20 protein-coding genes and 4 tRNA genes are annotated in these 22,729 nt (G+C 68.3%); 9 read left to right on the top strand and 15 right to left on the bottom strand.

The window, feature by feature from the left end; genetic code table 11:
* Nucleotides 1-19 precede the first annotated feature (19 nt).
* Complete coding sequence (locus tag NQ152_RS00420) at nucleotides 20-2,137, top strand: ATP-dependent DNA helicase RecQ (protein WP_257522630.1); 2,118 nt, start codon at nucleotides 20-22, stop codon at nucleotides 2,135-2,137.
* Nucleotides 2,138-2,252: 115 nt separating this feature from the next.
* Here NQ152_RS00420 and NQ152_RS00415 read toward each other — a convergent pair whose 3' ends face one another.
* The 5 genes from NQ152_RS00415 to NQ152_RS00395 form a co-directional block, all read right to left on the bottom strand.
* Complete coding sequence (locus NQ152_RS00415; RefSeq protein ID WP_257522629.1) at nucleotides 2,253-2,396, bottom strand: hypothetical protein; 144 nt, start codon at nucleotides 2,394-2,396, stop codon at nucleotides 2,253-2,255.
* Nucleotides 2,397-2,409: 13 nt separating this feature from the next.
* The gene (locus NQ152_RS00410; RefSeq protein ID WP_257522628.1) at nucleotides 2,410-3,105 is read right to left on the bottom strand and encodes a DUF1345 domain-containing protein; all 696 of its coding nucleotides are present in this window, start codon (nucleotides 3,103-3,105) and stop codon (nucleotides 2,410-2,412) included.
* A gap of 214 nt (nucleotides 3,106-3,319) precedes the next feature.
* A tRNA-Val gene (locus NQ152_RS00405) sits at nucleotides 3,320-3,391 on the bottom strand.
* 25 nt (nucleotides 3,392-3,416) lie between these two features.
* Nucleotides 3,417-3,490: transfer RNA gene (locus tag NQ152_RS00400), tRNA-Cys, on the bottom strand.
* 55 nt (nucleotides 3,491-3,545) lie between these two features.
* Nucleotides 3,546-3,618 (bottom strand) — tRNA-Gly (locus NQ152_RS00395).
* Nucleotides 3,619-3,767: 149 nt separating this feature from the next.
* On the opposite strand from NQ152_RS00395, the gene NQ152_RS00390 reads away from it, so the two are divergent.
* Nucleotides 3,768-3,843, top strand: a tRNA-Val gene (locus NQ152_RS00390).
* Nucleotides 3,844-3,855: 12 nt separating this feature from the next.
* Here the strand turns inward: NQ152_RS00390 and NQ152_RS00385 are convergent.
* The 3 genes from NQ152_RS00385 to zapE form a co-directional block, all read right to left on the bottom strand.
* A complete protein-coding gene (locus tag NQ152_RS00385) occupies nucleotides 3,856-4,377 on the bottom strand; it encodes a type II toxin-antitoxin system PemK/MazF family toxin (protein ID WP_257522627.1) in 522 nt (173 codons plus the stop codon).
* An 82-nt stretch (nucleotides 4,378-4,459) separates the two neighbouring features.
* Nucleotides 4,460-5,680 (bottom strand): ammonium transporter, encoded by a 1,221-nt coding sequence (locus NQ152_RS00380; protein WP_257522626.1) that lies wholly within the window; start codon nucleotides 5,678-5,680, stop codon nucleotides 4,460-4,462.
* A 204-nt stretch (nucleotides 5,681-5,884) separates the two neighbouring features.
* A complete protein-coding gene (zapE, locus tag NQ152_RS00375; protein ID WP_257522625.1) occupies nucleotides 5,885-6,919 on the bottom strand; it encodes a cell division protein ZapE in 1,035 nt (344 codons plus the stop codon).
* Nucleotides 6,920-7,039: 120 nt separating this feature from the next.
* Here zapE and NQ152_RS00370 point away from each other — a divergent pair, with 120 nt between their 5' ends.
* Together NQ152_RS00370 and NQ152_RS00365 are read left to right on the top strand one after the other, a co-directional pair.
* The gene (locus NQ152_RS00370) at nucleotides 7,040-7,939 is read left to right on the top strand and encodes a sulfurtransferase (protein ID WP_257522624.1); all 900 of its coding nucleotides are present in this window, start codon (nucleotides 7,040-7,042) and stop codon (nucleotides 7,937-7,939) included.
* 51 nt (nucleotides 7,940-7,990) lie between these two features.
* Entirely contained in the window at nucleotides 7,991-8,431 is a 441-nt protein-coding gene (locus NQ152_RS00365) for a SufE family protein (protein ID WP_257503767.1), read from the top strand.
* Nucleotides 8,432-8,452: 21 nt separating this feature from the next.
* Here NQ152_RS00365 and NQ152_RS00360 read toward each other — a convergent pair whose 3' ends face one another.
* Nucleotides 8,453-9,658, bottom strand: coding sequence for a S9 family peptidase (locus NQ152_RS00360; RefSeq protein ID WP_257503768.1), 1,206 nt, complete (start codon nucleotides 9,656-9,658; stop codon nucleotides 8,453-8,455).
* A 25-nt stretch (nucleotides 9,659-9,683) separates the two neighbouring features.
* On the opposite strand from NQ152_RS00360, the gene NQ152_RS00355 reads away from it, so the two are divergent.
* The 4 genes from NQ152_RS00355 (at nucleotide 9,684) to NQ152_RS00340 (ending at nucleotide 14,918) form a co-directional block, all read left to right on the top strand.
* A complete protein-coding gene (locus NQ152_RS00355) occupies nucleotides 9,684-10,274 on the top strand; it encodes a DUF3000 domain-containing protein (RefSeq protein WP_257503769.1) in 591 nt (196 codons plus the stop codon).
* A complete protein-coding gene (locus tag NQ152_RS00350) occupies nucleotides 10,267-11,466 on the top strand; it encodes an HRDC domain-containing protein (protein ID WP_257503770.1) in 1,200 nt (399 codons plus the stop codon). Before NQ152_RS00355 ends, NQ152_RS00350 begins: the two co-directional genes overlap by 8 nt.
* 72 nt (nucleotides 11,467-11,538) lie before the next feature.
* Complete coding sequence (locus NQ152_RS00345; protein WP_257522623.1) at nucleotides 11,539-12,747, top strand: thiolase family protein; 1,209 nt, start codon at nucleotides 11,539-11,541, stop codon at nucleotides 12,745-12,747.
* An 11-nt stretch (nucleotides 12,748-12,758) separates the two neighbouring features.
* Complete coding sequence (locus NQ152_RS00340; protein WP_257522622.1) at nucleotides 12,759-14,918, top strand: 3-hydroxyacyl-CoA dehydrogenase NAD-binding domain-containing protein; 2,160 nt, start codon at nucleotides 12,759-12,761, stop codon at nucleotides 14,916-14,918.
* Nucleotides 14,919-14,996: 78 nt separating this feature from the next.
* On the opposite strand, the gene dxs is transcribed toward NQ152_RS00340, so the two are convergent.
* The 5 genes from dxs to dut all read right to left on the bottom strand — a co-directional run bounded on the left by dxs (nucleotide 14,997) and on the right by dut (nucleotide 21,835).
* Complete coding sequence (gene dxs, locus NQ152_RS00335; protein WP_257503773.1) at nucleotides 14,997-16,958, bottom strand: 1-deoxy-D-xylulose-5-phosphate synthase; 1,962 nt, start codon at nucleotides 16,956-16,958, stop codon at nucleotides 14,997-14,999.
* A gap of 101 nt (nucleotides 16,959-17,059) precedes the next feature.
* Nucleotides 17,060-19,894, bottom strand: coding sequence for an aconitate hydratase (locus NQ152_RS00330; RefSeq protein WP_257503774.1), 2,835 nt, complete (start codon nucleotides 19,892-19,894; stop codon nucleotides 17,060-17,062).
* Between the two features lie 134 nt (nucleotides 19,895-20,028).
* Nucleotides 20,029-20,790 carry a DUF3159 domain-containing protein gene (locus tag NQ152_RS00325; RefSeq protein WP_257522621.1) on the bottom strand — a complete coding sequence of 254 codons (762 nt, stop codon included), beginning with the start codon at nucleotides 20,788-20,790 and terminating at the stop codon, nucleotides 20,029-20,031.
* Nucleotides 20,787-21,386, bottom strand: coding sequence for a DUF3710 domain-containing protein (locus NQ152_RS00320; RefSeq protein ID WP_257503776.1), 600 nt, complete (start codon nucleotides 21,384-21,386; stop codon nucleotides 20,787-20,789). The genes NQ152_RS00325 and NQ152_RS00320 overlap by 4 nt, the downstream gene beginning before the upstream one ends.
* The gene (dut, locus tag NQ152_RS00315; protein ID WP_257503777.1) at nucleotides 21,383-21,835 is read right to left on the bottom strand and encodes a dUTP diphosphatase; all 453 of its coding nucleotides are present in this window, start codon (nucleotides 21,833-21,835) and stop codon (nucleotides 21,383-21,385) included. The genes NQ152_RS00320 and dut overlap by 4 nt, the downstream gene beginning before the upstream one ends.
* A gap of 12 nt (nucleotides 21,836-21,847) precedes the next feature.
* On the opposite strand from dut, the gene NQ152_RS00310 reads away from it, so the two are divergent.
* Nucleotides 21,848-22,345: a DUF3093 domain-containing protein gene (locus NQ152_RS00310; protein ID WP_257503778.1), complete on the top strand. Its 498-nt coding sequence runs from the start codon at nucleotides 21,848-21,850 to the stop codon at nucleotides 22,343-22,345.
* Here the strand turns inward: NQ152_RS00310 and NQ152_RS00305 are convergent.
* Nucleotides 22,320-22,613, bottom strand: a complete 294-nt coding sequence (locus NQ152_RS00305; RefSeq protein ID WP_257503779.1) for a DUF4193 domain-containing protein — start codon at nucleotides 22,611-22,613, stop codon at nucleotides 22,320-22,322. The two genes, NQ152_RS00310 and NQ152_RS00305, sit on opposite strands and share 26 nt — an antisense overlap.
* Nucleotides 22,614-22,729 lie beyond the last annotated feature (116 nt).

Raw genomic sequence — 22,729 nt, 5'->3', positions numbered from 1 at the left:
ATGAGGCAGGGTTGAGGGCATGACCTTGACTACGCCCACGCGGACAGAGGCACTCGATGTCCTGCGCGCCCTCGTCGGGCGCGACGACGCCGACTTCCACGACGGCCAGTTCGAGGCCATCGATGCCCTCGTCGACGGTCACCGCCGCGCGCTCGTGGTGCAGCGCACCGGGTGGGGGAAGTCGGCGGTCTACTTCGTCGCGACCCTGCTCCTGCGCCGGCGCGGCGCAGGGCCCACCGTGCTGGTCTCGCCCCTCCTGGCGCTCATGCGGGACCAGATCGCCGCGGCGCAGCGAGCGGGTGTGCGGGCAGTCGCGATCAACTCGACGAACGCGCACGAGTGGGCTGATGTGCTTGCGCAGCTCGACCGCGACGAGGTCGACGTGCTGCTGGTCTCTCCCGAGCGACTCAACAACCCATCGTTCCGCGACGAGCAATTGCCACAGCTGGTGGCACGGATCGGGCTTCTCGTCGTCGACGAGGCACATTGCATCAGCGACTGGGGTCACGACTTCCGCCCCGACTATCGACGACTTCGCGACCTCATCGCGCGCATACCCGCGGGCGTCCCGGTGCTGGCGACGACCGCGACCGCCAACAGCCGCGTCGTGGCGGATGTCGCCGAGCAGCTCGGCGTGCCCGACGAGAGCACCGGCTCATCCGAGGTCCTCATCATCCGCGGGGCCCTCGCTCGCACGTCGCTGCGGCTCGGCGTGCTCCGCCTGCCGAACGCGCCGACCCGACTCGCGTGGCTTCTCAGCCATCTCGGCGAGCTCCCCGGCTCCGGAATCATCTACACGCTCACCGTTGCGGCGGCCAACGACACGGCCCGGCTGCTGCGCGACCGCGGGTACGAGGTGCGTGCGTATACCGGTCAGACCGATCCGGACGAACGCGAGGAGTCCGAGTCGCTCTTGAAGGACAACCGGGTCAAAGCCCTCGTCGCCACCAGCGCTCTGGGCATGGGATTCGACAAACCCGACCTCGGGTTCGTCATCCATCTCGGTGCGCCCTCATCGCCGGTGTCGTACTACCAGCAGGTCGGCCGCGCAGGGCGCGCCACCGCCTCCGCCGATGTGCTCCTCCTTCCCGGCGTCGAAGATCGCGACATCTGGCACTACTTCGCCACCGCGTCGATGCCCGACCGAGACCGGGCCGAGCGCGTGCTCTCGGCCCTTTCGGCCGCGGGAAGCCCGCTGTCGACGCCGTCCCTGGAGGCCATGGTCGACATCCGGCGCACGCCGCTGGAGCTGCTGCTGAAGGTGCTGGATGTCGACGGGGCGGTCGCCCGCGTGCGGGGCGGATGGATGGCGACCGGCCGACCGTGGACGTACGACGAGGACCGCTACCGACGGATCGCCGCGGAACGCGTCGCCGAGCAGCAGCACATGATCGAGTACGAGGAGACCACCTCGTGCCGCATGGAGTTTCTGCAGCGCTCCCTGGACGACGACACCGCGACGCCGTGCGGACGCTGCGACAACTGCGCCGGAGCGTGGTTTCCCACCGCGATCGGCGACGACGCCACGGAAGCTGCATCCGCCGCCCTCGACCGTGTCGGCGTGCCGCTCGAACCGAGGCGACAGTGGCCGACCGGCGCCGACCGGCTCGGCGTGCCCGTTCGTGGCCGCATCCTCGCTGAGGAGCAGGCCGACGAAGGCAGGGCGCTTGCCCGGCTGACCGACCTCGGATGGGGTGGAACCCTGCGCGAGATGTTCGCGGCGGGCGCCGCGGACAGCCCGATCCCGCCGAACGTGCTCGCCGCCTGCGTCCGAGTGCTGGCCGGCTGGGGGTGGGCCGAGCGTCCGGTCGCCGTGGTGGCGATGCCCTCCCGATCGAGGCCGCAGCTCGTGGACTCCCTGGCGCGCGGAATCGCCGACATTGGGCGGATGCCGATGCTGGGAGCCTTGGACCCGGTGGAGGGCGGGCCCAGCGGCGGGCCGGGCGGCAACAGCGCCTTCCGGCTCGCCGGGGTTTGGGAGCGGTTCAGCGCGGCCGCCCTGGCCGTTCCGACCGGTCCCGTGCTGCTCGTCGACGACCTCGTCGACAGCAGGTGGACGGTGACGGTCGCGGCGCGTGAGCTGCGCCGAGCCGGGGCGACCGCGGTCCTTCCGCTCACCCTCGCGCTCCGGGGATGATCATCGCCGTCTCGAGAGTGGCGATTCCGGTCGTTGCGTACCTCGCCGCCAGCGCCAGCATGTCCGGTCCGCTCGCAGGACTGCGCCGCGGCCAGCCTCACACTCACGTCGAGGATCAGTTCAGGTCTTCGGTCTCGGAGCGCTTACCCGCGACGATGTCCGTGAAGATCTGGCCGAGTCTCTCCGCGCGCGTGAGGATCGTGTCGCCGGGCTGCAGGTACACGCCGGCCGCGTGGGCGTCGCGAACGTAGACCTTCAAAGCGGAGCGACCGTCAGCCGAGAATCCCGCCGAACAGCAGCGACACCATCATCGCGACGATCACAGTGTTGAACGTGAAGGCGAAGAGGACGTTGATACGGACGACCGTCCACGCTCGACGTGAGCGGATCGTCGCCGACACCGTCGCCGCCATGGTGGAGACCAGGATCGCGAGGGTCAGATAGTCGGTGAAGCGTGGATCGCCGTCGATGTTGATATCGATGGGGACGTCGTCGTCTTCGTCCGTGAAGGCCAGGCGAAGATACTCGAGCGCGAAGGAGTAGACCATCATCGCCCATGAGCTGGCGACCGTGAGAAGACCGAGGAGGATGAACAGCCAATCCCCCTGGAACGCCGGGTTCTGAGCGACGACGATGGTCAGCATGACGGCGACCAGCGCGCCGGTCAGGGCCCAGTTCGAGGCGCCACCGTACCCCAGGAGGCGGGTCCACCAGCGTCGCAGGGATCGAGTCTCTTGCCGGGCCACCGTCGCGAGGCCCCTCGGACCGCGTTGAGCATAAACGACATGTGTCCACGCCAGATAAATCGCCACGAACGCCGGCCATGCAACAAGGTAGAACGCGATGGCCACCGTTGCCGGGTCGCGCTCGGCGGGGTCGTTGCGCGAGAGCACGATGAGCACGGCCAGAGCGACTCCCACCGCGCCGGAGATGAGTGAGCTCCAATTCGCTCTCGCGAGATCGCTCACATACCGGGACGCCACGGCACCATGGTCGCACAGGGGTGTGCCCTTCCCGCCAGCGTGAAGCCCTATGCGCGCCCACTCGCACGCGTGGTGTCCCTACGTTTTGGGCTTTCAGAAGGGCAAACTTTGAAGCTTTACGCGAAAGTTGCGCGAAGATCGCCCTATTGCGATGGCCCGGAAAGGAGAAAACCCCCGGGATCCCGGGGGTTCTTCTCTGTGCGCGATACTGGGATCGAACCAGTGACCTCTTCCGTGTCAGGGAAGCGCGCTACCGCTGCGCCAATCGCGCCCGTGCAGGGCTGTTCAGTTGTGAGTGGAGGTGGCGACGGGATTCGAACCCGTGTAAACGGCTTTGCAGGCCGGTGCCTAGCCGCTCGGCCACGCCACCGCGTGTGGTTTGACCCCACGTGCCATGGTCCCTCCGGAGAGGGACCCAACACTCGAGCGGATGACGAGACTCGAACTCGCGACCCCAACCTTGGCAAGGTTGTGCGCTACCAACTGCGCTACATCCGCGTTTCCGGATTGCTCCGGGCACTTCCATGACTTTAGCCGATGCACGGCGCCGTGCAAAACCACGCGGAGCTCGCGCGTGTCACCTGCCCCGGGCGTTCGTCGGAGCCCGGCGCATCCGGTAGGATCGGAAGCCGACCCCGCAAGGTCATGGGCGATTGGCGCAGTTGGTAGCGCGCTTCCTTCACACGGAAGAGGTCATCAGTTCGAGTCTGGTATCGCCCACCACGGACCGCAGGTTCAGCTCTCCACCTCCCAGCCGTATCGGCGATGCAGCGCGTCGGCGACGCGGGAGAACCGCTCGCGATCCAGCGCGGATGCCTCGCGTCGCATGCCGTCGGTGTGCACGCTGTAGATCTGATCGATGTCGACCCATGAGGCTCGCCCCTGGGCATCCCACGGACCCGCGCCGATGCTGAGGAAGTCCCGGTCCCCGTCGTGCGATCTGCTCGTCAGCCGCACCGCGAAGACACGCCGACGGTCGGCCTGCCGGCCGATCACCAGCACCGGGCGGTCCTTGCCGCGGCCGTCGTTCTCTGTGTACGGCACCCACGTCCAGACGATCTCCCCGGCATCCGGTTCGCCGTCCCGGTCGGGCGCATAGCTGATCCGCAACCCTCTCGCGGAGGGGGGTTCGATCTCGATGGTCGCGGTGGCGGCATCCTGTCCGGGTGTCCCCGCTCGTGAGCGGATCGGCTCGGGCGCTCGCGCGGGTCGGGACAGGCGCTTGAGGGCGCTGAGGATGCCTCGGGGTTCGGTCACGGCTTCACACTAGGCGCCGTCCGCCGGGCACAGCGAAGGGCGCCGCGGCTGCCCGCGACGCCCTGCACTGTGCTGATGATGGTCAGTCGACGAGGGCGTAGCCCTCTTCGCCGTGCACCACGGTGTCGACGCCGGCGATCTCATCCTCGTTCTTGACCCGGAAGCCCATGGTCTTCTCGATCGCGAAGCCGATGAGCAGCGCGACGATGAAGGAGTAGACCATCACCCCGAGTGCGGCGATGACCTGGAGGACCAGCTGCTCCCAGCCGCCGCCGAGGAACAGGCCGGTCTCCGTGGCGAAGAAGCCGAGGTAGACGGTTCCGATCAGACCACCGACGAGGTGGATGCCCACCACGTCGAGCGAGTCGTCGAAGCCGAGCTTCCACTTCAGCTCGATCGCCAGTGCGCACACCGCGCCGGTGACCACGCCGAGCAGGAGCGCCCAGCCGGGTGCGAGGTTCGCGCAGGCCGGGGTGATCGCGACGAGGCCCGCGACGGCGCCCGAGGCGGCACCCACAGAGGTCGCCTTGCCGTCCTTGAGCTTCTCGACGATGAGCCAGCCGATGATGGCAGCCGCGGTTGCTCCGATGGTGTTGATCACGATGAGACCGACGCTGGAGTCCTCGGTGCCGAGCAGGTTGAACGTGCCCTCGGCGCCGGCGTTGAAGCCGAACCAGCCGAACCACAGGATCGCCGCGCCGAGCATGACCAGCGGAACGTTGTGCGGCTTGTGGATGCCCTTCTGGAATCCGATGCGCTTGCCCAGCACGAGCGCCAGGGCCAGTGCTGCGGCGCCGGCGTTGATGTGGACTGCGGTTCCACCGGCGTAGTCGATGACGCTCGTGGAGAAGCCGAAGGTCTCGCCGAGGCTCATGATCCAGCCGCCGCCCCAGACCCATGCCGCGACCGGGAAGTACACCAGCGTGACCCAGACACCGGCGAAGATCAGCCACGCGCCGAACTTCGCCCGGTCCGCGATGGCACCGGAGATGAGCGCGACGGTGATGATCGCGAACGTCGCGCCGAACGCGACGCCGACCAGCGTGTCGCTGTCGGCCGTGGCCAGGCCGAAGTCGGAGAAGGGGTTGCCGGCGAATGCCCACGGGGAGCCGACCGCGCTCATGTTGAACCCGTAGAGGATCCAGAGCACGCTCACCAGGCCCAGTGCCCCGAAGCTCATCATCATCATGCTGACGACGCTTTTCGCCTTGACGAGGCCGCCGTAGAAGAAGGCCACGCCCGGTGTCATAAAGAGCACTAGTGCTGTCGCAGCGACAGACCAGGCCAGGTTTCCGCTATCCATGAGAGTCCTCATCCATGTGTCGTGTTACTCAGTGGCCCGAAGCCGCCGCGGAGTCGGGTCGCGGCTGTTCGGGCCAGGCCAGTCTGACGAGCGGGGGTTTCCGGCGACGGGCAGGTCGTGTTTCGCGTCTGTTACGCGAGGTCGCTCAGCGTAAACATCACGTTTCGCCGGCGTGAGAACTCGACGTGAATAAGCGGATGAGGCTCAGTCGAGAGTCGAGGCGATCAGCCGCGAGATGGCGCGCAGGTACTTCTTGCGGTACCCGCCGGCGAGCATCTCCTCGGGGAAGACCAGATCGAGGCTCTCCCCCGTGGCTCTGATCGGCAACTGAGCGTCGTAGACGCGGTCGATGAACGCGACGAAGCGCAGGGCCGCGGACTGATCGGTCAGCGGCGCGACGTCGCGCAAGCCGACCAGCGACAGGCCGTCGATCAGACGGATGTACCGCGAGGGATGCACCGTCGCCAGGTGCGCCACGAGTGCCGGGAAGGCATCGTCCGAAACGAGTCCGGTGGTGGCGGCATCCGCGATCGTCGCCTGGTAGTCGGCCACCGTGAGCACGGCGGCATGTCCATCCAGGGCGCGATGCCGGTAGTCGGTGCCGTCGATGCGCTGAGTCTGGAAGCTCGCGGCCATCGCGTGGATCTCCCGCAGGAAGTCCTGCGCGGCGAAACGCCCTTCGCCCAGGGCGTTCGGCGGAGTGTTGGATGTCGCGGCCAGCCGCGTGCCGGATGCGACGAGTTCGGCAAGCAGCCGTGTCATGACCATCGTGTCGCCGGGATCGTCCAGCTCGAACTCGTCGATGCAGAGCAGATCGGAGCCGCGGAACAGCTCGACGGTGTTCTGATATCCGAGTGCCCCGACCAGCGCGGTGTACTCGATGAACGAACCGAAGTACTTCCGGCGAGCCTGCATCGCGTGATAGATCGAGGCCAGGAGGTGCGTCTTGCCGACACCGAACCCGCCATCCAGGTAGACGCCCGGCTTGAGCTCGGGCCCCTTCTTGGCTCGCCGGAACAGGCCGGTCCGCGCCGCCGGCGCAGCGACGCCGGAGAACGCCATCAGCGCGTCCTTCGCGTCCTGCTGTGACGGATACGCCGGGTCGGCGCGATACGACTCGAACGTCGCGTCGGTGAACTGCGGCGGAGGCACCAGCGAGGCGACCATTTCCGCACCCGAGATCTGCGGGGCGAGTTCGGTGAGGTGAACGATTCCCGTGCGGGTCGCGGTGGGTGTCATCCTGCTGATCCTGTGTCGGGGTCTTACGGAGTGTGTGCGCTCCCGCGCCCGGGAATCTAGGCTCGGAGAGACGGTCCCACCCTACGCCGTCCATCCCGCCACCCCGACCGAGGAGCCCCGGTGCCCGTCGACTTCGACACGTCATCCCCCAAGTTCGCCGAGTACTCCGAACCTGGGCGTCTCGTCACCGGCGAGTGGCTGGAGGCGCGCCTGAACGAGCCCGGCCTCGTCGTGGTCGAATCCGACGAGGACGTCCTCCTCTACGAGACCGGCCACATCCCCGGCGCGGTCAAAGTCGACTGGCATACCGAGCTGAACGACCCGGTGGTCCGGGACTATGTGGACGGCGAGGGCTTCGCGAAGCTGCTCAGCCGCAAGGGCATCTCGCGCGACGACACGATCGTCATCTACGGCGACAAGAACAACTGGTGGGCCGCCTACGCGCTCTGGGTGTTCTCACTGTTCGGCCACGAGGACGTCCGACTGCTGGACGGCGGCCGCGACAAGTGGATCGCGGAAGGTCGCCCGATCACCACCGATGCGCCGACCCGGCAGCCGACGGACTATCCCGTCGTCGTGCGCGATGACAGCAGTCTGCGCGCCTATAAGGACGATGTACTCGCGCACCTGGGCGAGCCGCTGATCGATGTCCGCTCCCCGGAGGAGTACGACGGAACGCGGACCACCGCACCGGCCTACCCCGAAGAGGGGGCGCTGCGGGCGGGACACATCCCGACGGCCAAGAGCGTGCCCTGGGCGCGCGCGGTGGCGCCAGACGGCGGTTTCAAGCCGCGCGCGGAGCTGGACGCCATCTATCGCGGCGAGGTCGGCCTCTCCGACGGCGACGACGTCATCGCGTACTGCCGGATCGGAGAACGTTCCAGTCACACCTGGTTCGTCCTGCGGCATCTGCTCGGGTTCGACAACGTCCGCAACTACGACGGGTCGTGGACGGAGTGGGGCAGCGCGGTGCGCGTGCCGATCGTGATCGGCCCCGAGCCTGGGAGCCTTCCGGCCTGAGCGATCTCGCGATCCGTCCGGGTCGGATCGCGCCGTGGGAAGATGGAGGAGATGACCACGCACGTTCTGCCCGACTCTCTCGCGGAGATCCGCGACGAGTTCCTCGAGCTGCCTGAAGCCGACCGCCTGCAGCTACTGCTGGAATTCTCCAACGAGCTGCCCGCCGTACCGTCTCGGTTCGACGAGCACCCGGAGCTGCGCGAGCGCGTGGCGGAGTGCCAGTCCCCCGTCTACATCGTCATCGATGTGGACGACGATGGCACGGTCGCCATGCACGCCACCGCACCCAAGGAGGCGCCCACCACGCGCGGATTCGCCAGCATCCTGGTCCAGGGCATCACCGGGCTGACGGCCGATCAGGTGCTCGCGATCCCCGACGACTTCCCGCAGAGCATCGGCCTCACCCGGGCCGTCTCCCCGCTGCGCATCGCCGGCATGAGCGGCATGCTCCGGCGTGCCAAGCGCCAGGTCGCCGCCAAGCGCGCTGCCTGACCGAAGTCGCCGCTGCGGCGGTCAGGACGCGGTCAGTCCCTGACGCTCCAGCCAACCGCGGATGCTCTGACTCCACCGCTCCTGGTCGTAGTTCCACAGCTTCGTGTGGCGCGCCACCTCGAAGACCTGCATCTCGACCAGATCCGGCCGTGCCAGCGCGAGGTCGTGGGACGCGTCCGACGGGACGAAGCCGTCATCGTCGCTGTGCAGGATCAGGATCGGATGCCGCAGCTCGGATGCGCGGGCGACCACGTCCAGACGGTCGAAGGGGATCGCCGCACCGACGCCCGTCATGGGCGTCGCCCACTCCGTCTTCAGCGCGCCGATCGCGATGCCGGTGACGGCGGCGGGGAGCCGCATCAGCTTGGCCTGGTACCCCAGGACGGCCCGCCAGTCCACGACCGGGGACTCCAGGATCAGTCCCGCGATCGCTTCGCGGTGTGCGGAGTTCAGCTCGAGCTGCAGGGCGATGGCGCCGCCCATCGACCAACCCATCAGGATGATCCGGCGGGCTCCGCGGCGCCGGGCGAAACCGACAGCGGCATCGACGTCCCGCCACTCGGTCGCCCCCAGCGCGTACGTACCGGTGCGGCTGCGCGGCGCCTCGCCGTCGTTGCGATAGGACACCACCAGCGAGGTGATGCCCAGGGCGTGGAAGACCGGTACCGCCCTGAGGCATTCGGCTCGGGTCGTGCCGCGCCCGTGCACCTGGATCACCCAGACCTCGCCGTCGCCAGCGGGGAACAGCCACGCCGGACACGGTCCGACGCTGGATCCGATGAGCTCTGCGGTGAACGGGAGGTGCAACTCCCCCGGCTGGTCGTAGTACCACCCGCTGAAGGCCGCATCCGGTGAGATGCGGGTCTGCGTGCCGATGTGGGTTAGCAGCTTGCGTTTAACGCTGGTGGCGTCCTCGGCCAGGACGGAGCCGAGCTTGACGTAGCTCTCGGTGCCATCGGTGAAGAGGCCGTATCTGCCCGGCAGCTCGGTGTCCGGTGTGCGGGCCAGGGTGATGGTCTGGGCCGCGGTGTCCAGCGAGAGGATCCGGGTGTCCGCCACCCGCACTGCCGGCGTGACGACGCGGCGTGCGATGCGCAGGGAAAACACCGTGAGCGCGGAGAGCACGACGGCCAAGGCGGCGCTGATCACGGTGAGCGCGGCCTTGACTCCGAGAAGGAGTGCGGGAGAAGAGGCACCGCGCATCGCGGCGCGCCTGAAGACGACCATTGGGGCCCCACTCTAGTCTTTCGGCGTGGCTGCCCATCGTCCCCCGACCGAGCCGCCGTCGTTCGAGCGTGCGACGGCGGACCTGCGATCGACCGTGTTCCGCAGTGATCTCTCGGTCCGGGAGATCCCCGCGCCGGCCGGTCTCGCACCCGAGTGCATCGCCCTCGCCGGCGACGTCCGCCCGGAGCAGGAGGGCGTGGACTCGCCGTACGGGACGGGGCGGTTCATCCTGCTCCACGACCCGGACGAGCCGGAACCGTGGGGCGGTGCGTGGCGCATCGTGTGCTTCGCCCAGGCGCCGCTGGAACCTGACATCGGTGTGGACCCGCTCCTGGCGGATGTGGCATGGTCGTGGCTGATGGACGCCCTGGATTCCCGACACGCCCGCTACCACTCCGCCTCAGGCACCGCGACCAAGACCCTCTCGAAGGGCTTCGGCGGGCTGGCCGCGGAAGGCGACGGCGCGCAGATCGAGCTGCGCGCATCCTGGACGCCCGAGGGCAGCATGAGGCCGCACGTGGAGGCCTGGTCCGAGTTGGTGTGCATGCTCGCCGGTCTGCCGCCGGGCTCCGAGGACATCGCTGTGCTCGGCTCGCGCAAGGCTGCGCGTGGCTGAGTACACCGTCATCACCGACGCCGCCGGGTACGCGGATGCCGTCGCCAGGCTCTCCGGCGGAACCGGCCCGGTCGCCGTCGATGTGGAACGCGCCTCGGGCTTCCGCTACTCGCAGCGCGCCTATCTCGTCCAGATGTTCCGCCGCGGGTCCGGCGTGTTCCTGTTCGACCCGCCCGCCGTCGGAGACTTCAGCGCGCTGCAAGAGGCGATCGGCTCGGTGGAATGGGTCCTGCACGCCGCCAGCCAGGATCTGCCCTCGCTGCGTGAGCTCGGGTTGGAGCCGGAGACCATCTTCGACACCGAATTGGCCGCACGGCTGCTCGGTCACGCGCGCGTCGGGCTCGGCGCCGTCGTGGAGGACACGCTCGGGATCAGCCTGGCCAAGGCGCACTCCGCCTCGGACTGGTCCACTCGCCCACTCCCGCAGTCCTGGCTCGAGTATGCGGCGCTGGATGTCGAGCATCTCGTCGACGTGCGAGACGTGCTGGTCGCCGAACTCGCCGAACAGGGGAAGACGGAGTTCGCGGCGGAGGAGTTCCGCGCCGTGCTCGATCGCATCCCGAAGCCGGCACGGGAAGAGCCGTGGCGGCGTCTCAGTGGGCTGCACGCCGTCCGGGGCCGCCGGGCGCTCGCCGTCGCACGGGCGCTGTGGACAGCGCGCGAGGACTACGCACGAGAGCAGGATGTCTCGCCGGGCCGTCTCGTTCCCGACCGTGCACTGCTCGCGGCGCTCATCGCCGACCCGAAGAGCAAGCAGGAGCTGGCGCAGATCAAGGAGTTCACCGGCCGGGCGAGCCGGACTCAGCTGGACAGATGGTGGGCTGCCTTCGAGGCCGGACGCGCCGACCCCGATCTCCCGCTCGAGCGCGCGAGCGGTGGGGATTCGATCCCGCCTGCGCGCGCGTGGCCTGATCGCAATCCCGAGGCGGACGCGCGGTTGAAGGCCGCACGACCGGTCGTCGAGGCGCGCGCCGAAGAACTCACGATGCCCACCGAGAACCTGCTCACCCCCGAACTGCTGCGGCGGGTGGCCTGGGCGCCTCCGGTGCCTCTGACCGCGGCATCCGTCGGCGAGATGTTGGCCGAACTCGGCGCTCGCCCGTGGCAGATTGCGCAGACTGCACAGCTGATCGCGGATGCCTTTGTGCAATCCGTGCAAAGCCCTGCTCCGGACCCGGAGAACGCTTCGTAGGTTCGACCCAACCGATACCGGGCCTTTCGACCCGCCTCCTAGGCTGAGGTCATCCCTAATTACGGAGGCAGAGTGGCCGAGATCTCGGACGTCTTTTTCGTCGATGGTATGCGTACGCCCTTCGGGCGCGCCGGCGAGAAGGGCATGTATTGGAACACCCGAGCCGACGACCTGGCGGTCAAGGCGAGCATCGGGCTCATGGAGCGAAACCCGAACGTTCCCGCGGAGCGCATCGACGACGTCGCGATCGCCGCGACCTCGCAGACAGGTGACCAGGGCCTGACCCTCGGCCGCTCCGTGGCGATCCTCGCCGGCCTGCCCGTGACGGTGCCCGGCTTCGCGATCGACCGGATGTGCGCGGGGGCGATGACCAGCGTCACCACGATGGCCGGATCCATCGGCATGGGCATGTACGACCTCGCCCTGGCGGGCGGCGTCGAGCACATGGGTCGCCACCCGCTGGACGGCAGCAACGTCGACCCGAACCCCAGGTTCGTCGCCGAGAAGCTCGTCAGTGCGGATGCCCTGAACATGGGTCTCACCGCCGAGCGCATCCACGACCGCTTCCCCGAGCTGACCAAGGAGCGCGCCGACCGGTTCGGAATGCTCAGTCAGCACAAGGTGCAGGCCGCCTATGAGGCCGGCAAGTTCCAGCCCGACCTGGTGCCGGTGGCGATCAAGGACGCCGACGGTACGTGGGGGTTGGCCACCGAGGACGAGGGCCGGCGTCCGGAGACCACGATGGAGGGTCTCGCCGGGCTGAAGACTCCCTTTCGCCCGCACGGTCGGGTGACGGCGGGGACCTCGTCGCCGCTCACCGACGGCGCGACGATGTCGCTGCTGGCCGGCGGCACCGCCGTGAAGGAGCTCGGACTGACGCCGAAGATGAAGCTCGTCTCGTTCGCGTTCGCCGGAGTGCAGCCCGAGATCATGGGCATCGGCCCGATCCCGTCCACCGAGAAGGCGCTGCGCAAGGCGGGCCTGACCATCGAGGACATCGGCCTGTTCGAACTGAACGAGGCGTTCGCCATCCAGGTGATCTCGCTCCTTGACCACTTCGGAATCGCGGATGACGACCCCCGCGTCAACCAGTGGGGCGGCGCGATCGCGCTGGGACACCCCCTGGCGGCATCCGGTGTGCGTCTGATGATCCAGCTCGCGGCGCAGTTCGCCGAGCGTCCGGACGTGCGCTACGGTCTGACCGCCATGTGCGTCGGTCTCGGACAGGGCGGCTCGGTCATCTGGGAGAACCCCTTCTACAACGGCAAGCGGAAGAAGTGAGCAGCGCGACGATGACCAGGACCGCATCCGATCAGTACGCGAAGGTCGACTTCTCGCCCCTGGACGCCCTCGCCGACGGAGAGGTGGTCACTCACTCCCGCGCACGCGACATCCGCCTCGGCTCGGGAAAAGTGCTCGCACTGATCACGCTGGACAACGGCCGCGACCACACTCGCCCGAACACACTCGGGCCGTCCACCCTGAAGGAACTCGGCACCGTCCTTGACGGGCTGAAGGCCCGTGCGGCGGCCGGCGAGATCCACGCGGTCGGGATCACCGGCAAGCAGTACATCCTCGCCGCCGGAGCGGATCTGTCCGACATCAGCCGCGTGGAGTCCAAGGAGACCGCGCGGCTGGTCGCGCAGCTCGGACACTCGGTGCTGGGCAGGCTCTCCGAGCTCGGTGTCCCGTCGTTCGCGTTCGTGAACGGGCTCGCCCTCGGCGGCGGGCTCGAGATCGCGCTGAACTCGACCTACCGCACGGTGGATGCGTCGGCGGCCGCCATCGCGTTGCCGGAGGTGTTCCTCGGCATCATCCCCGGGTGGGGAGGCGCGTACCTGCTGCCCAACCTGATCGGCATCGAGAACGCACTCGAGGTGGTCATCTCCAATCCGCTCAAGCAGAACCGCATGCTCAAGCCGGCGCAGGCCTTCGACTACGGCATCGTCGATGCGATCTTCCCCGCGTCGAACTACCTCGAGGACTCGCTGAAGTGGGCGGACGGGGTGCTCGGCGGCAAGATCAAGGTCGACCGCAAGCAGGAGCCGGGCAAGATCGAACGCCTCACGAAATGGCCGATCGCGATCAAGATGGCGCGCGGCATGCTGGAGAGCCGGATCGGTCTGATTCCCAGATCGCCGTACGCGGCGCTCGAGCTGCTCGACAAGGCCAAGAGCGGCACGAAGGCGGAAGGCTTCGCGCGCGAGGACGAGGCGCTGGCCGAACTCGTCACCGGCGACCAGTTCGCCGCGTCGATGTATGCGTTCGATCTGGTGCAGAAGCGTGCGAAACGGCCCGTCGGAGCACCGGACAAGGCACTCGCGAAGAAGGTCACCAAGGTCGGCATCATCGGCGCCGGGCTCATGGCCGGCCAGTTCGCGCTGCTGTTCCTGCGCAAACTGCAGGTTCCCGTGCTGATCACCGACCTCGACCAGGCGCGCGTGGACAAGGGGATCGCCTCCATCCATGAGGAGATCGGCAAGCTCGAGGCCAAGGGCCGGCTCGACGGCGATGCGGCCAACCGTCTCCGTGCCCTCGTTCGCGGCACCACCGACAAGGCCGAGTTCGCGGACTGCGACTTCGTCATCGAGGCCGTGTTCGAAGAGGTCGGCGTCAAGCAGCAGGTCTTCGGCGACATCGAGAAGATCGTCGCCGATGACACGATCCTCGCGACGAACACCTCGTCGCTCTCCGTCGAGGAGATCGGCGCGAAGCTGGCCCACCCAGAGCGGCTCGTGGGCTTCCACTTCTTCAACCCGGTCGCCGTCATGCCCCTGATCGAGATCGTCACGACGCCGCAGACCACCGATGCCGCCCTGTCGACCGCGTTCGTCGTGGCCCGCGGGCTCGGCAAGAGCGCGGTCCTGACCGCCGACGCCCCGGGCTTCGTGGTCAATCGTCTGCTGGCCAAGGTGATGGGCGAAGCCGCGCGGGCCATCTACGAGGGCACTCCGCTGCTGACCGTCGAGAAGGCGTTCGCGCCGATCGGGCTGCCGATGACCCCGTTCCAGCTCATCGATCTGGTCGGCTGGAAGGTCGCCGCGCACGTGCAGGACACGATGGCGCACGCCTTCCCCGGGCGGTTCTTCGCGTCGGAGAACTTCCACCGGCTCGCCGAGCTTCCCGACGTGGTCGAGAAGGACAAGAACGGCAGGGTCACCGGATGGACCAAGGCGGCCGAGAAGGTGCTCAAGGGCGCCGTCGGCTCCACGCCCGCGACCGAAGCCGAGATCCTCGGCCGGGTGCAGGACGGTCTGGCGCAGGAGATCAAGCTGATGCTGGACGAGGGGGTCGTCCCCGCGGTCGAGGATATCGACCTGTGCCTGATCCTCGGGGCGGCCTGGCCGTTCATCGATGGTGGGGCCTCGCCCTACCTGGACCGCGAGGGTGCCTCCGAGCGTGTCTTCGGCGACACCTTCCATCACCCGATGATCAAGGGGATCGCAGGATAGAGCCTGCGCACGCAAGCGCCCGTCCTCGTTGTGAGGACGGGCGCTGTGCGTTGCGGCGAGGGATGCCGAGACTGCCGGTTACGCGTCGCGCACCTCGTCGTCGGGCGTGGGAACGCCGGCCATCCAATCGGGATGCTGCTCGGTCGGGCGCGCCACCGGTATGCGGGTGCCCAGCACCTGCGATACCACGTCCTGCGCGATCTTCGCGGGCGTGAGCCCGGCATCCTCCAGGATCTGCTCCCGCGTCGCGTGCGGGATGAACTCGTCGGGGAGCCCCAGTTCGTCCACGGCGGTGTCCACCCCGGCTTCGCGCAGCACCTGCCGTACGCGCGTTCCGATGCCGCCCACGCGGATCCCGTCCTCGATGGTGATCACCAGGCGATGGGATGCCGCCAGCTCCACGATGGACGGCTGCACGGGGACGACCCACCTCGGGTCCACGACGGTGGCCCCGATCCCCTGCGCGCCGAGCCGGCGCGCCACGTCGACCGCAAGATGCGCCATCGGGCCGATGCCCACGATCAGCACGTCCTGCGCGTCGGATCGGACGAGCACGTCCACGCCGTCGCGAAGGCGCTCCAGCGCCGGCAGCGTAGGGCTGACCGTGCCCTTCGGGAACCGCACGACGGTGGGTGCATCCTCCACGCCGACCGCTTCGCGCAGCTCCTCGCGAAGCCGCTCCGCGTCGCGCGGGGCGGCGATGCGGATGTGCGGCACGAGCTGCAGCATCGCCAGATCCCAGATCCCGTGATGGCTGGGACCGTCCGGCCCGGTCACTCCGGCCCGGTCCAGGACGAATGTGACGCCCGCGCGGTGCAGCGCGACATCCATCATCACCTGATCGAAGGCACGATTCATGAACGTCGCGTAGAGCGCCACCACGGGGTGCAATCCGCCGTATGCCAGCCCCGCCGCAGACGCGACGGCGTGCTGCTCGGCGATGCCGACGTCGAGGACGCGATCGGGGAAGCGCTGGGCGAACGGAAGCAGCCCGGTCGGACGCAGCATCGCCGCCGTGATGCCGATGATCTCGGGGCGCTCCTCCCCCACGGCGACCAGTTCTTCTGCGAAGACGTCGGTCCACGCTGTGGCGGAGGACGCGCCGACCGGCTCGCCGGAGGTGGGGTCGATGCGACCCACGGCGTGGAACTGGTCGGCTTCATCATCCCGGGCCGGCTGGTACCCGCGGCCCTTCTCGGTGATCGCGTGCACGATGACAGGCGCGCCGAAATCCTTCGCCAGCTGCAGTGTCTCCAGCAGCACGGGCAGGTCGTGGCCGTCGACGGGGCCGAGGTATTTGATGTCCAGATTCGAATAGAGCGCGGCGTTGTTCGTGAAGCGCGACAGGAAGCCATGCGTTCCGCCTCGCACCCCGCGGTAGAAGGCGCGCGCGGCCGGGCCCAGCCGTCGGGCGAACGAGTCCGAGCTCTGATGCAGGGTGCGGTAGCTGTCGGCCGTGCGCACGCGGTTGAGGTAGCGGGCCATGCCGCCGATGGTCGGCGCATACGATCGGCCGTTGTCGTTGACGACGATGACCAGGTTGCGGTCGTTGTCGTCGGAGATGTTGTTGAGCGCTTCCCAGGTCATCCCGCCGGTGAGGGCTCCGTCACCGACGACGGCGACGACATGCCTGTCCAGGCGTCCGGTCCGCGTCAGTGCGCGCGAGACTCCGTCGGCCCAGCTGAGCGAACTGGAGGCGTGCGAGGATTCGACCACGTCGTGTGGGCTCTCCGACCGCTGCGGGTAGCCGGCCAGTCCCCCGCGGGCACGCAGCCCGGTGAAGTCCTGGCGACCGGTCAGCAGCTTGTGCACGTAGGACTGATGACCGGTGTCGAAGATCATCGGATCGTTCGGGGAGTCGAACACCCGGTGCATCGCGATGGTCAGCTCGACCACCCCGAGGTTGGGGCCCAGGTGACCGCCGGTGCGGGAGACGTTCTCGATGAGGAAGTCACGGATCTCGTCGGCGAGCTGTCCCAGCTGCTCGATGCTCAGCGCATCGAGGTCCCGGGGTCCGGACACGGACGACAGCAGCGACATTCGTGCTCCTTTCCGAGCCATGGCAGGGTCCTGGAAAGTCTACCCGCGGCCGGGACGGCGGAAGGGCCGGGCGCATGGCACCCGGCCCTTCCGCTCTGCGCTCAGACCAGCGAGCGCAGCACGTACTGCAGGATGCCGCCGTTGCGGTAGTAGTCCGCCTCGCCGGGTGTGTCGATCCGCACGACCGCATCGAATTCGACGGTCTGCTTGCCGGGCGCGGAGAATTCGCTCGGCGCGGCCGAGACGCGGACGGTACGCGGGGTGACCCCCTCGTTCAGCTGCTCCAGACCGGTGATCGAGACGATCTCGGTGCCGTCGAGTCCGAGCGATTCCCAGCTCTGACCGTCGGGGAACTGCAGCGGCACGACGCCCATCCCGATCAGGTTGGAGCGGTGGATGCGCTCGAAGCTCTCCGTGATGACGGCCTTCACACCGAGCAGGCTGGTGCCCTTGGCTGCCCAGTCGCGGGACGAGCCGGACCCGTACTCCTTGCCGCCGAAGATGACGAGCGGAAGTCCCTGCTCCTGGTAGTTCTGGCTCGCGTCGTAGATGAACGACTGCGGTCCGCCCTCCTGGGTGAAGTCGCGCGTGAACCCGCCCTCGACCTGCGCGCCGGCGTTGACCGAACGGACGAGCTGGTTCTTCAACCGGATGTTCGCGAACGTGCCGCGGATCATGACCTCGTGGTTTCCGCGACGCGAGCCGTAGGAGTTGTAGTCCTTCCGGTCCACGCCGTGCTCGTCCAGGTAGCGTCCGGCGGGACTGTCGCTCTTGATGTTGCCGGCCGGGCTGATGTGGTCGGTGGTCACCGAGTCGCCCAGCGTCGCCAGCACACGTGCGCCGACGATGTCGGTGACCGGGGTGAGCTCCATCGTCATGCCGTCGAAGTACGGGGGCTTGCGCACGTACGTGGAGTTCTCGTCCCACTCGAACACTGCGCCGGTCGGGGTGGGCAGCGTCTTCCACCGCTCGTCGCCTTCGAAGACGCTCGCGTACTGGTGGGTGAACATCTCCTTGTTGATCGACGAGTCGATGGTCGCCTGGACCTCCGCCGCGTCGGGCCAGATGTCCCTGAGGAAGACGTCATTGCCGTCGCGGTCCTTGCCGAGCGCGTCCATCTCGAAGTCGAAATGCATCGAGCCGGCCAGCGAGTAGGCGATCACCAGGGGCGGGCTGGCCAGGTAGTTCATCTTCACGTCGGGGTTGATCCGGCCCTCGAAGTTGCGGTTGCCCGACAGGACAGCGGTGACGGCCAGGTCGCTGCGGTTGATCGCCTCCGAGACCTCTTCGATCAGCGGGCCGGAGTTGCCGATGCACGTCGTGCAGCCGTAGCCGACCGTGTAGAAGCCCAGGGCTTCGAGGTCCTGCGTGAGGCCGGCCTTCTCGTAGTAGTCCGTGACGACCTTCGACCCCGGAGCCAGCGTGGTCTTGACCCACGGCTTGGCCTTGAGGCCCTTCTTCACGGCGTTGCGAGCCAGGAGGCCTGCCGCGAGCATCACCGAAGGGTTGGACGTGTTCGTGCACGAGGTGATCGCTGCGATCGTCACGGCACCGTTGTCGATCGTGTACGACGAGCCGTCGGCGGCCGTCACCTTGACGGGATTGGATGCCGCGGCCGGTCCGCCGCTGGAGATGTGCACCACGCGGGTGTCCTCCTGCTCGTCCCCGGGCGCTGGGCCGGGATCGGACGCGGGGAACGAGTGCTTCGACTCGAGGTCGACGATGTCGTCCGTGGTGCACGGAGTCGCGTAGTTGACGATGTCGGACTCGAACTGGGACTTCGCCTCCGACAGCAGGATGCGATCCTGCGGGCGCTTCGGTCCGGCGATCGAGGGCACGACGGTGGACAGGTCCAGCTCCATGTACTCGCTGAAGTTCGGCTCCCGCTCGGGGTCGTGCCAGAGGGACTGCTCCTTGGCGTACGCCTCCACGAGCGCGACCGCCTGCTCGTCGCGTCCGGTCAGTCGCAGGTAGTCCAGCGTCACGCCGTCGATGGGGAACATCGCGGCCGTGGAGCCGAACTCGGGGCTCATGTTGCCGATCGTCGCGCGGTTCGCGAGGGGAACCGAAGCCACACCCGCTCCGTAGAACTCGACGAACTTGCCGACCACGCCGTGCTTGCGGAGCATCTCGGTGATCGTGAGCACCACGTCCGTGGCAGTGACCCCGGCCGGGATCTGCCCGGTCAGCTTGAAGCCGACCACGCGCGGGATGAGCATCGACACCGGCTGACCGAGCATCGCCGCCTCGGCCTCGATGCCGCCGACGCCCCAGCCGAGCACGCCCAGGCCGTTGACCATCGTGGTGTGGGAGTCCGTGCCGACGCACGTGTCCGGGTAGGCGCGCAGGACTCCGCCGACCGTGCGGTCGTAGATGACCTTCGCCAGGTGCTCGATGTTCACCTGGTGCACGATCCCCGTGCCCGGCGGGACGACCTTGAAGTCGTCGAAGGCCGTCTGACCCCAGCGCAGGAACTGGTACCGCTCGCCATTGCGCTCGTACTCGATCTCGACGTTGCGCTCGAGCGCGTTCTCGCTGCCGAACAGGTCGGCGATCACCGAGTGGTCGATGACCATCTCAGCGGGTGAGAGCGGGTTGATCCGCGTCGGATCGCCGCCGAGAGCCGCGACCGCCTCGCGCATCGTGGCCAGGTCGACGATGCACGGCACGCCGGTGAAGTCCTGCATGACCACGCGCGCGGGCGTGAACTGGATCTCGGTGTTCGGCTCGGCGGCCGGATTCCACGAGCCGAGGGCCTCGATCTGCGCCCGTGTCACGTTCGCGCCGTCTTCGGTGCGGAGTAGGTTCTCCAGCAGCACCTTCAGGCTGAAGGGGAGCTTCTCGTAGCCCTCGACGGCATCGATGCGGAAGATCTCGTAGTCGGTGCTGCCGACCGTCAGGGTGCTCTTGGCACCGAAGCTGTCAACCGTGGACACGTGTGTCTCCTTCGTCGGCGGAGCGAGCTGCAAGGCCCGGCACTCCCCATCTTCCCCGTCACCGGCAGCACTGGCTAGTGAGGCCAGCCTTACCGCGTGGCAGGCAAATTTATCTTGATGTCAAGATAAATATATCACTTGGAGGTTGGCGGATAGAGTGCGCGCACCGCGAGCCATGTGACGGCCACGAGCGGTGCGAAAAGGGGCAGCCCCATGATCAGCTTCAGAGTTCCGAGCGCCGTCACATCCCCGGCGAAATACAGCGGCAGCTGAACGGCGAGGCGGACGGCGAACAGCGCGCCCCAGGCGAGGGCGAGCCAGAAGAACACCCGCCGTTTGCGCTTGTCGGCACGCCAGCGCGTTCCTTCGCCCATCAGGAAGCCCACCGCGATGCCGATCAGCGACCAGCCGATGACCGCCGAGACGAGGAAGGCCGTGCCGTACGCGGCGTTCGTGAAGAATCCCAGGACGAAGTTGTCCTGGCCGCGTCCGGTCCACAGCGCCAGCGCCGCCGCGCCCGCGGTGGCCAGCAGTCCGCCGATCGCGGCGGACGGCGGCGATTTGGTGACCAGTCGGATGATGGTGAAGATCGCCGCCAGACCCACCGACAGGCCGAGGGACAGCCACAGGTTCCCGGCCTGCGTGCCGGGGTCGTACGAGACCGTGAACGCCACGACGAAGACGAGGCTCGGCAGGACGGATTCCAGGATGCCGCGCCAGCCGCCCATCGCACGCCAGACGACGTGGCCGGTGGCTGCTCCTTCCGCCGGATCCAGCCCCGCCCGCTTGGCCGCGCCGCCCAGCGCTGCACCGAGCACGTCGGAAGCGCTCGGCTCGGAGCGCGCGGCGGTGTCCTCAGGATCGTTCCCCGCCTGCGGACGCGGCGCGTCGGTCATGCCGTTCCCGGCGTGGCCGGCATCCGGAGCGGAATCAGATCACGCGGCGGCATGGGGGTCCCGCCCCGCACCACGACGATGGAGCGGAACAGATCCTCGACCTGGCCCGCTGCTTCCACGTCGCCGGTGGCGGCGCCGCCGATCACGCCGCGCAGGAACCACCGCGGTCCGTCCACGCCGACGAAGCGCGCGAGCCGCTTGTCGGCGGCGCCGTCGGGACCGGCCGAGACCGGGACCTCGGCGAGCAGCTCTGCGCCGAGAGGGCCTTCGCGCTCCTCGACGCGGCCACCCTGCTGGCGGATCTGCGCCTTGATCTGTTCCCGGGTCTCTGCCCACAGCCCCGTGCTGCGTGGTGCCGCGAACGGCTGGACCTGCAGCGTGGAGCCGGCGTAGTCGAGCCCGACCGCGACGATGCGCTTGGTCTGCTCCTCGACCTCCAGGCGGAGGTTCAGACCCTCGCGCGGCAGGATCTTGATGCCGCCCAGGTCGATGTAGGGCCGCACCGGGTTCGCCTCGGCTTCGTCGAAGGGTCCGGCGGTGGCGCGATCGGCGAGAGATCCGCCGGTGGGCGCGTCCGAGGGTGTCGGGTCTGTCATGAGGGGACTCCGTTCTTCTGGTACCCGGTCGAGCCGAAGCCGGCGTCCCCACGGGCGCTGTCGGGTAATGCCTCGACCGGGATGAAGTTCGCCCTCGACACCGGCATCACGATCAGCTGCGCGATGCGGTCGCCGACGGCGATGTCGTAGGCGTGCTCGGGATCGGTGTTCAACAGCGTCGCCTTGAGCTCGCCGCGATAGCCGGCGTCGACCGTGCCGGGGCTGTTGACGATCGTGATCCCGTGCTTGGTGGCCAGGCCGCTGCGCGGCACCACGAAGGCGACGTAGCCGTCCGGCAGCGCGATCCGCACGCCGGTGCCGACGAGTGCGCGCTGACCGGGCTCCAGCCGCAGCGCCTCGGTCGAGACGAGATCAGCTCCGGCGTCCCCGGGGTGCGCGTACACCGGGACGTCGGGGGCGATAATGGGGACGTCCACAGTTTCAGCCACGCAATGAGGGTAATGCAGAAGACAGCGAGCGGCGCCCGCGGCAATTCCGTCACCCGCTACCGAGAACGACTCAGCCCGTCCCTGTGGGTGATCGCAAGCGCAGCCGTCGTCGCCCCGATGGCAGCTCTGGTGCTCTCGCCGTTCGACACGACACTCGCGCTGGTCGCCGGAGCGGCGATCGGGGTGTGCTTCATCTGGCTGCTGGTCGCAGGCTCCCCGGTGGTCGAGGTCCGCGACGGAGTCCTGACCGCGGGGCGCGCGCACATCGACGTCGCCTTGACCGGCGATGTCGCGATCCTCACCGGCGACGAAGCCCGCAACGCGCGCGGCCCCGGTTTGAACCCGAGATCGTGGCACGTCATCCGCGGGGGGATCGACGGCCTGGTGATCGTCGCGATCACCGACCCGGACGATCCGGCGCCGTCCTGGGTCATCTCCACGCGGACGCCGGACCGGCTGGCGGCCGCGCTGCGGCGCGCGCAGGCTACGCCGCGCACTCCCGGCAGATAGGACCGTCGGAGTCCTCGTGATCCAGCTGCGAGCGGTGCTTGACCAGGAAGCAGCTCACGCAGGTGAACTCGTCCTCCTGGGCGGGCAGTACGACGACATCCAGCTCGAGGTCGGAGAGGTCCGCACCCGGCAGCTCGAACCCCGAGGGGTTGTCGGCGTCTTCCGCGTCGACCGATCCGGACAGCTTGTCGGGGACGCGCTCTTTGAGCGCCTCGATCGATTCGCTGTCATCTTCGGTCTTGCGGGGGGCGTCGTAATCCGTGGCCATGCGTAAACGTCTCAACTTCCGGGGAATAGCTTGCGTGCACTGACCCTGTCGGGGCGGCGATAGTTTGCACGACCTGAACTCATTTGGCAAATGCACTGTCGGTTCCGGGTCCTGCG

The organism is Microbacterium sp. zg.B48 (assembly GCF_024623505.1).
Lineage (GTDB): Bacteria > Actinomycetota > Actinomycetes > Actinomycetales > Microbacteriaceae > Microbacterium.
This window is presented reverse-complemented; position numbering and strand designations above follow the sequence as displayed.